Here is a 9,231-nt window from a genome sequence, read left to right as displayed (position 1 = left end):
AAGGCTTCTCCCCCCTCCTTTTCTTTTTAAAATGACCAGTATCAAACTGTTATAGAACACGAAAAAGAGCAAATGGTCATCACCATTCGTGCACATACTTTGTTGAAAACAATTAATATAGTAGAAAAACGTCTTTTCGACAAATTACACAGGTTGTGGATAAACAATTCAACAAGCTGTGTAATAACTTTCCACAGGTTATCCACAAATTGTGGATAAGATAAATAGGCCAGATAAGTAATTAAGAGTTAAAACACAAATATAATATCAAAATAAACAAGATGGTGCAATGGGTGTCACAAACTTATCCACACACTTTACATCCTGTTGAAAAATAATTATCCACATAGGTTATTTGTGTGAAAAAAATGTCGATAATGGATGTGGATAGTCAAAATATGCCGGAAAAATATCCACAACCTTGTTTTGAAGGTTTTTTTGAAGGAAAAAAAGAATAAAATGCTGGAAACTAAAAAAGAAGGTTTCTTCACTTGATAACTTGTGTTATGCTTATAAGGTTGATAATAAGAGTTTTATCATTGATATTGACAATCGATGGGTTACACAAATATAATGAGTTAGACTGTCTTAAACAGCTATTCCTCAGGGAGGTGTCATAAATGAAAAGAACGTTTCAACCAAATAACCGTAAGCGTAGTAAAGTTCATGGCTTCCGCAGCCGTATGAGTTCTAAAAACGGACGTCTAGTTTTAAAGCGACGCCGCAGCAAAGGTAGAAAAAAATTATCAGCTTAGGCCACTGAATAATGTCAGTGGTCTTTTTTACATAAAATCGTAAATGAACTGTCAGTTTTTATCGGAGTGGAAGAAAACATGAAGAAGCGAAACAGGCTAAAAAAAAATGAAGAGTTTCAAACAGTGTTCAAAAAAGGTCAATCAATGGCTAATCGCCAATTCGTCATTTATCAGCTGGACCAACCAAATCAAGAAGAACTGCGTTTAGGATTGTCTGTCAGTAAGAAGATAGGTAATGCAGTGATAAGAAACCGGATTAAACGACTAATCCGTCAGGTGTTCTTAGAGGAAGGTCATAAGCTAAAGCAAGAAAAAGACTACATTGTTATCGCACGAAAACCAGCAAGCGAATTGACCTTTGAAGAAACAAAGAAGTCTCTCCAGCATTTATTTAGAAAATCCGCTGTTTATCAACAACAACCGAAAAAGTCTTCGTAATAGAAACTTTCGTTGAATCAATTTTTAAAAGCGCTTCCTTCATCTAGTGAATTAAAATGAAACCACCACTTTGTAATGAAAAAATGTTACCATACTGATTAGGTGAGTCACTTTCGTAATCAATTCCAACTTAAATAAAGTTTGAAGTAATGGGAGGAATCTTGTTGAAAAGGCGATTATTACTAATATTTAGCTTGATTGGCGTGTTGGTTCTATTGGCAGGATGTACACAAATCAATGAACCAATCACATCAGATAGTAAGGGATTCTGGAATTCTTACATTGTATACCCGCTATCTCAATTAATCACTTATATGGCAAACTTAACTGGTGAAAACTATGGTGTAGCGATTATTATTGTAACTCTTTTGATTCGTTTGCTCATTTTACCATTAATGATTAAACAGTTAAGAAGTACAAAAGCAATGCAAGCACTTCAGCCAGAACTAAAGAAGCTTCGTGAAAAATATAGCTCAAAAGACCAGAAAACACAGCAGCAGCTTCAACAGGAAACAATGGCTCTTTTCCAAAAGAATGGTGTAAATCCATTAGCAGGGTGTTTCCCAATCTTAATTCAAATGCCAATCTTAATTGGTTTTTATCATGCGATCATGAGAACAGCTGAAATCAAGAAGCATACTTTCTTATGGTTTGACTTAGGCAGTCCAGATCCATTATTCCTGCTACCGATTATTGCAGGTGTAGCTACTTTTATCCAGCAGAAGCTAATGATGGCTGGAAATCCTTCGGACAACCCTCAAATGGCGATTATGCTTTGGGTGATGCCAATTATGATCATTGTATTTGCAATCAGTTTCCCAGCGGCACTTTCACTGTACTGGGTTGTAGGTAACATTTTCATGATCATTCAAACTTTGGTCATTAAAACACCTCAAGTAAAAGTTGATACAAAAGAAAAAGCTGGCGGGAACAAAAAATGAAGGAAATAACTGCTGTCGGTCGCACAGTCGAAGAAGCAGTAGATTCCGGACTGAAACAAATTCAACTACTACAAGAAGAAGTAGATATCACAATAGTAGATGAAGGAAACAAAGGGTTTTTAGGATTATTTGGTAAAAGACAAGCTGTTGTCAAGTTAGTAGAAAAGCGAGATGCGCTCAAATTAGCAACACAGTATTTAGATAAAATTGTTAAATCAATTGATCCTAAAGCAAATATTGTTTCGAAAAAAGAAACGAAAAAGATTTCTTTTCACATTAATGGAGACAAAACTTCATTAATGATTGGAAAAAGAGGACAAACACTGTACTCTTTAGAAACCTTGGTGCAGTTAGTGTTTAATCGTTATTCTGATCAGTATCATCATATTACAATTGATATTGGAGATTATAGGAAGAAACGACAAGAAGCACTTGAACAATATGCAATCAAAACGGCAAACCGTGTTTTAAAAACGAAGAGAAAGGTTCATTTAGAACCGATGCCTTCGAATGAACGAAAAGTCGTTCATGATACGATTGCAGCATTTTCTAAAGAACTTGCCACGGCATCCGAAGATACAGGCAGCAAGCGTCATGTTGTGGTGATGTATAAAAAATAGCAGAAAGGCTAAGATTCAGCAAAGCTGGATTTTAGTCTTTTTTTATTGAAAAATTACCTTTTAATAGTAGATTCCTCCTTTATTTCTAAAAAGTTAGTGTGTTATTTAGATCGAAAACGTCATTTTCCCTTAGTTGCAAAGGGAGAAGGGCGTTTTAATTTATTGGATTTAGGTGTAAGATGTGAAGACAAGTTTAGAACGTCGTTATTCACATGTGGATAAGTTAAGTGTTAAAATAGACAGGGTGCAAAACTGTGGATAATTAAATGTGGGCTACTTTCGCTTCGCATGCATTTATGGTATCTTTAAATTTTGGATTAAGCGTTTTTGATATAGAGATGGACAACGTCCATTTAATTGATATAAGACTGTCTATTGAATAGAGAAAGAGGTGAATGAGCGGTGGATACAATTGCAGCAATTTCTACACCAATGGGTGAAGGGGCAATTGCCATTATACGTTTAAGCGGGCCTGATGCAGTTCAGATTGCTGATCGCATGTATAAGGGGCCTAAGGAGAAAAAACTTGTATCAGTGGATTCTCATACCATTCATTATGGTCATATTGTAGATTCAAGTACCGAGCAAGTGATAGAAGAGGTCATGGTGTCTGTATTAAGAGCGCCAAAAACATTTACGAGAGAAGACGTTATTGAGATCAACTGCCATGGCGGAATTGTCACGGTCAATAAAGTCTTGCAGCTTGCTTTAAAAGAAGGAGCGAGATTAGCGGAGCCAGGTGAGTTTACAAAACGTGCTTTCCTAAATGGAAGAATCGACTTGTCACAAGCAGAAGCCGTAATGGACTTGATTCGTGCAAAGACTGACCGTGCGATGAATGTCGCAATGACTCAAATGGAGGGACGTCTCTCCGGTTTGATTAAACGTCTTCGTGGTGAGATATTGGAGACACTTGCCCATGTAGAAGTGAATATTGATTATCCAGAGTATGACGATGTGGAAGAAATGACACATCGAGTCTTAGTTGAAAAGGCGACATCTGTGAAAAAGGAAATTGAATCGCTTCTAACGACTTCACAGCAGGGGAAAATCCTACGTGAGGGTTTATCTACTGTTATTATTGGAAGGCCAAATGTTGGGAAGTCTTCCTTATTAAATAGTCTTGTTCAGGAAACAAAGGCGATTGTGACCGATATTCCTGGAACAACCAGAGATGTCATCGAGGAATATGTGAATGTAAGAGGAGTACCGCTCCGTTTAGTAGATACTGCGGGTATACGTGAGACTGAAGACATTGTTGAGCGTATTGGGGTCGAACGATCAAGACAGGTCTTAAAAGAAGCTGACCTGATTTTACTTGTGCTCAATTATAGTGAAGAGTTATCTGAGGAAGATATTAAGCTATTTGAGGCTGTCTCGGGTATGGATATTATTGTGATTGTCAATAAGACTGATCTTGAGCCTAAACTTGATGTAGAAAAAGTAAAAGAGTTAGCGAAAGATCGTCCAGTCGTGACAACATCTTTATTACAAGAAAAAGGGATTGATGAGCTTGAAATGGCCATTCAATCTTTATTCTTCACTGGCTCAATTGAAAGTGGAGATTTAACGTATGTAAGCAATACTAGGCATATTGCGCTCCTTCAAGAAGCAAAACAATCGATTGAGGATGCTCTAGAAGGAATTGAAATGGATGTACCGATCGACATTGTTCAAATAGATTTAACACGCTGCTGGGAGCAGCTAGGTGAAATTATTGGGGATGCTGTTCATGAAAGCTTAATCGATCAGTTATTCTCTCAATTCTGTTTAGGAAAGTAAAGGGAGGAACAAAAGAAATGGGTTATGAAGCTGGCCAATATGATGTAATCGTCGTCGGTGCCGGTCATGCTGGTGTTGAGGCTGCTCTTGCTTCTGCAAGACAGGGCGCCAAAACACTTGTATTGACCATCAATCTCGATATGGTTGCTTTTATGCCATGTAATCCGTCCGTAGGAGGTCCCGCTAAAGGGATTGTCGTCAGAGAAATTGATGCGCTAGGCGGAGAAATGGCACGAAATATAGATAAGACGCATATTCAAATGCGTATGCTGAATACTGGGAAAGGACCTGCTGTCCGTGCGTTAAGAGCGCAAGCAGATAAGTTTCAATATCAGCACGAAATGAAAAAAACAATGGAAAATGAACCAAACCTAACAATGTTGCAAGGGATGGTAGACCATTTAATTGTAGAAGATGATGAATGTAAAGGTGTTGTGACTCAAACAGGTGCAAATTATCGCGCGAAGTCTGTTGTTCTAACGACTGGTACTTTCTTAAAAGGCCGCATTATTTTAGGGGATCTTTCTTATTCAAGCGGTCCTAATAATCAGCAGCCTTCCATTAAATTATCGGATCATCTAGCAGAATTAGGATTCGATTTGGTTCGCTTTAAAACTGGGACACCACCTCGAGTAAACAGCCACTCGATTGATTATAGTAAGACGGAAATTCAACCAGGTGACGATGTGCCACGTGCGTTTTCTTATGAAACTGTGGAATATATTACAGATCAATTACCATGCTGGTTAACATACACGAGTTTAGAAACTCATCAAATTATTGATGAGAATCTTCACCGTTCTCCTATGTATTCAGGTATGATTAAAGGAACAGGTCCTAGATACTGCCCGTCCATTGAGGATAAGGTGGTTCGTTTTAATGATAAACCGAGACATCAAATTTTCTTAGAGCCAGAAGGCCGTAATACGCAAGAAGTGTATGTTCAAGGTTTATCTACAAGTCTGCCAGAGGATGTACAGCAGCGAATGCTGTCAACCATTCCAGGGCTTGAAAATGTACAAATGATGCGAGCGGGTTATGCCATTGAGTATGATGCGATTGTGCCTACACAATTGTGGCCGACACTTGAGACGAAGAAAATTTCTGGATTATATACAGCTGGCCAAATTAATGGTACCTCTGGTTATGAGGAAGCTGCAGGTCAAGGAATTATGGCAGGTATCAATGCAGGAAGAAAAGCATTGGGTAAAGAAGAAGTCATTTTAAGCCGATCTGATGCATATATCGGTGTTCTCATTGATGATCTTGTCACGAAGGGTACAAATGAACCTTACCGTCTTTTAACTTCTCGTGCAGAGTACCGCTTACTTCTGCGTCATGACAATGCTGATTTAAGATTAACGGAACTTGGATATAACATTGGTTTAATTTCTGAAGAGAGATTCCAAGCATTCACACAGAAAAAAGAGGCTATTGAAGCAGAGAAAAAACGTTTATATTCTGTCATTATTAAACCTACAGCAGAGACACAGGAATATATCCGTTCTCTTGGTGGAAGTGAATTGAAGGACGGTATTCGCGCTAGTGATCTGATGAAGCGTCCAGAGATGAACTATGAATCTGTTGTGAAACTAGCTCCTGCTGACACACCGCTTCCTGCTGATGTGTGTGAACAGGTAGAGATTCAAATTAAATATGAAGGTTATATTGAAAAGTCGCTCCAACAAGTTGAAAAGCTGAAAAAGATGGAAAATAAAAAGATTCCGGATCGAATCGATTATGATGCCATCAAAGGGATTGCAACTGAAGCGAAGCAAAAGCTAAAAGAAGTCCGACCGCTTTCTGTTGCACAGGCTTCTCGTATTTCAGGCGTTAACCCTGCTGATATTTCTATCCTTTTAGTGTATTTGGAGCAGGGACGTATTGCGAAGATAGCAGAGTAGAAAGGATGTCGGCATGAACATTGAACAATTTACAGCAGCACTAGAGGAGAAAGGGATCACTCTTTCTCCAGTGCAGCTTGAACAATTTGAAACTTACTTCCATATGCTTGTAGAATGGAACGAGAAGATGAATTTAACGTCCATTACAGAAAAGGAAGAAGTATATTTAAAGCATTTTTATGACTCGATATCAGCAGCATTTTTTATTGATTTTCACAATGTGACAACAATTTGTGATATTGGAGCTGGTGCTGGTTTTCCAAGCATTCCTCTTAAAATTTGTTTCCCTCATCTACATGTGACCATTGTTGATTCTCTCCAGAAACGCATTACGTTTCTCAATGAGTTAGCAAAAGGGTTAAACTTACAAGATACTACTTTTTATCATGATCGTGCGGAGACCTTTGGACAACGTAAAGATCAACGTGAAAGCTATGACCTTGTCACCGCTAGAGCAGTTGCGCGCTTATCTGTCTTGAGCGAACTATGCCTGCCTCTTGTGAAAAAGGAAGGTTTGTTTGTTGCATTAAAAGCATCTGCTGCAGATGAAGAGATGCAAGCAGGAAAAAAAGCCGTTACTGTCCTCGGAGGAGAGGTTGTTGAAAAGCATTCCTTTGTTCTTCCTTTAGAAGAAAGCGAACGGAACATCATTGTCATTGAAAAGAAAAAACAAACACCAAAAAAATATCCTAGAAAACCAGGAACACCTAATAAATCGCCAATAGAGGGTTGATCATGTAAAAGGTCGGTTTTTCTTCAATATTTATGATTTTACAGAAGGAAAAAACATGAGAAAATAGAATTATAAAAAGGTAGTTTTTAAAGGTGGTGTAGGTTCATGAAGCATTCACTCTCACGCTTCTTCGGGCTTGGTGACAAAGAACATCCTGAGCGTGATACCGAAATAGAGGCAGAGATTGCTGAGCATGAAACATTAAAGGAAGAGATACAGGAGCTCCCGGTCGACACAATTATGCCTAACCGTTTTCAGCCACGCACCATTTTTTCAGAAGAAAAGATACAAGAGCTGGCCACAACCATTCATACCCATGGCATTATTCAACCGATTGTTGTTAGACCAACAGAAGAAGAAGGAAAATATGAACTGATCGCCGGCGAAAGACGTTGGAGAGCGGTACAAACTCTTCAATGGGAGAAGATCCCCGCTATTATAAAAGATTTTACTGATACGGAAACGGCATCTGTGGCATTGATTGAAAATTTGCAAAGAGAAGAGCTGTCTGCAATTGAAGAGGCTCATGCTTATGCACGTCTTTTAGAGCTTCATGATTTAACGCAAGAAGCGCTTGCTCAGCGTTTAGGTAAGGGACAATCGACTGTTGCAAACAAACTAAGACTTTTAAAGTTGCCTGAAGAGGTACAGCAAGCCATTTTGGAGAAAAAAATCTCTGAGAGGCATGCCCGTTCACTTGTACCTCTAAAGCTGCCAGAATTACAGATCACGCTGTTGCAGGAAATCATCGAAAAGCAGCTGAATGTGAAACAGACTGAAGAGCGTGTAGTGAAGATGCTTGAACAAAAAACAGATCGCAAACCGAAGCCGAAACGTAAGGCGTTTAGCCGAGATACGCGAATTGCGATGAATACCATTCGTCAGTCTCTCCACATGGTAGAAGACAGCGGACTTAAAATAAATACCGAGGAAGAAGAATTTGAGGAATATATCCAATTAACGATTCGAATTCCTAAATAGAAAGAAGCTGATGAGCATTACTCGTCAGCTTTTTTGTCTTTCTCTCCCTTCAATTCATGATATTTACTTATTATTAATTAATTGGTAAAATATGATTTTCATAGTAGAAGGGAGGTGACATGTAACCGATGAAAATGAAAAAGACTATTTTTGCTATTATCTGTTATTTACTATTCTCTTTTTCTCTTTTTTCAAATGAAACGACTGTATTTGCTGTGAGCACGTCAACGAATCATAATACTCATTCAGCGGAAGAAGAAACGATTACGAAAGAAGAACTGAGTACTCTGAAGAAACAAGGTGTGGTTTCGACAGATGTAACGGTTCAACAATTAAATCAAGAGCAAGCGTCTCAGGACGATGCGATCGATGTGATCACAGCTGATGATGATTTGGAGAACTATGGTTTAAGGCAAAACAAACAGGATGAAGTGGTAACGGATGAAAGGCCGAATACCATTCGCCATCTTTTTGGTAAACCGTATCCTGGAACCGATATTATGCCTCAAAAAGGGGATATATTGGTGACGAGCACTGGTGCTTTGAATGGTTTAATTGGTCATGCAGGCATCGTCATTAATGAGAAAAGCTATGCATCCATTCCTGGGTTCCGGCAGCATCCAAATATTGATTCCATTCAAAGCTGGTTTCGCTATAGTGCCAATACAAAGGTGATTCGGATTAATCATCAGGAAAAGGCAGATTTAGCAGGGGATTGGGCGCATGATTACGTGAAAGACCATCCGAAGGCTCGATATTCGATCACTATGTCTATTCAATCCTTGGACCCTACTTATTGTTCAAAGATTGTATGGCAGGCTTACGCGAAAACCGGGGACGCTGTTGGACATGCGACATTTACCATTAAAGCACCCTATGGGTTTTTGAAAAAGAAGAACTATAAAACAGTGACACCTAAAGTCATTGTAAGTGAAGGCCGAAAAATTGGCGGGCTAAACTTTTGATTGTATCTCCCTCACTTTTATAAAAGTGGGGGTTTTTTGTCTCGTTATTTTCTTCAAAAAGATATATTAATATACTTTTAAAACGTATTTTTATGCATCTATCCATGTACGG

9 protein-coding genes are annotated in these 9,231 nt (G+C 38.5%); all 9 read left to right on the top strand.

Going from position 1 to position 9,231, the window contains the following annotated elements; all coding sequences use genetic code 11:
• Positions 1 to 620 precede the first annotated feature (620 nt).
• Positions 621 to 755: a 50S ribosomal protein L34 gene (rpmH, locus tag MHB38_RS19490; protein WP_008360908.1), complete on the top strand. Its 135-nt coding sequence runs from the start codon at positions 621 to 623 to the stop codon at positions 753 to 755.
• A 78-nt stretch (positions 756 to 833) separates the two neighbouring features.
• Positions 834 to 1,193, top strand: coding sequence for a ribonuclease P protein component (gene rnpA, locus MHB38_RS19485; RefSeq protein WP_008347592.1), 360 nt, complete (start codon positions 834 to 836; stop codon positions 1,191 to 1,193).
• Between the two features lie 158 nt (positions 1,194 to 1,351).
• A complete protein-coding gene (gene spoIIIJ / locus MHB38_RS19480; RefSeq protein WP_089374159.1) occupies positions 1,352 to 2,134 on the top strand; it encodes a YidC family membrane integrase SpoIIIJ in 783 nt (260 codons plus the stop codon).
• Positions 2,131 to 2,754: an RNA-binding cell elongation regulator Jag/EloR gene (gene jag / locus MHB38_RS19475; protein ID WP_057078773.1), complete on the top strand. Its 624-nt coding sequence runs from the start codon at positions 2,131 to 2,133 to the stop codon at positions 2,752 to 2,754. Before spoIIIJ ends, jag begins: the two co-directional genes overlap by 4 nt.
• Before the next feature lie 402 nt (positions 2,755 to 3,156).
• Complete coding sequence (gene mnmE / locus MHB38_RS19470; RefSeq protein WP_017359868.1) at positions 3,157 to 4,536, top strand: tRNA uridine-5-carboxymethylaminomethyl(34) synthesis GTPase MnmE; 1,380 nt, start codon at positions 3,157 to 3,159, stop codon at positions 4,534 to 4,536.
• 17 nt (positions 4,537 to 4,553) lie between these two features.
• The gene (mnmG, locus tag MHB38_RS19465; protein ID WP_039169033.1) at positions 4,554 to 6,440 is read left to right on the top strand and encodes a tRNA uridine-5-carboxymethylaminomethyl(34) synthesis enzyme MnmG; all 1,887 of its coding nucleotides are present in this window, start codon (positions 4,554 to 4,556) and stop codon (positions 6,438 to 6,440) included.
• 13 nt (positions 6,441 to 6,453) lie between these two features.
• Positions 6,454 to 7,173, top strand: coding sequence for a 16S rRNA (guanine(527)-N(7))-methyltransferase RsmG (gene rsmG / locus MHB38_RS19460; RefSeq protein ID WP_007497477.1), 720 nt, complete (start codon positions 6,454 to 6,456; stop codon positions 7,171 to 7,173).
• 105 nt (positions 7,174 to 7,278) lie between these two features.
• A complete protein-coding gene (noc, locus tag MHB38_RS19455) occupies positions 7,279 to 8,154 on the top strand; it encodes a nucleoid occlusion protein (protein WP_024718432.1) in 876 nt (291 codons plus the stop codon).
• Positions 8,155 to 8,282: 128 nt separating this feature from the next.
• Positions 8,283 to 9,119: a YiiX/YebB-like N1pC/P60 family cysteine hydrolase gene (locus MHB38_RS19450; RefSeq protein ID WP_144683136.1), complete on the top strand. Its 837-nt coding sequence runs from the start codon at positions 8,283 to 8,285 to the stop codon at positions 9,117 to 9,119.
• Positions 9,120 to 9,231 lie beyond the last annotated feature (112 nt).

Source organism: Bacillus sp. FSL K6-3176 (assembly GCF_038003325.1).
Lineage (GTDB): Bacteria > Bacillota > Bacilli > Bacillales > Bacillaceae > Bacillus > Bacillus altitudinis.
Note: the sequence above shows the minus strand (reverse complement) of the source record. Positions and strands in the feature narration are given on the sequence as shown.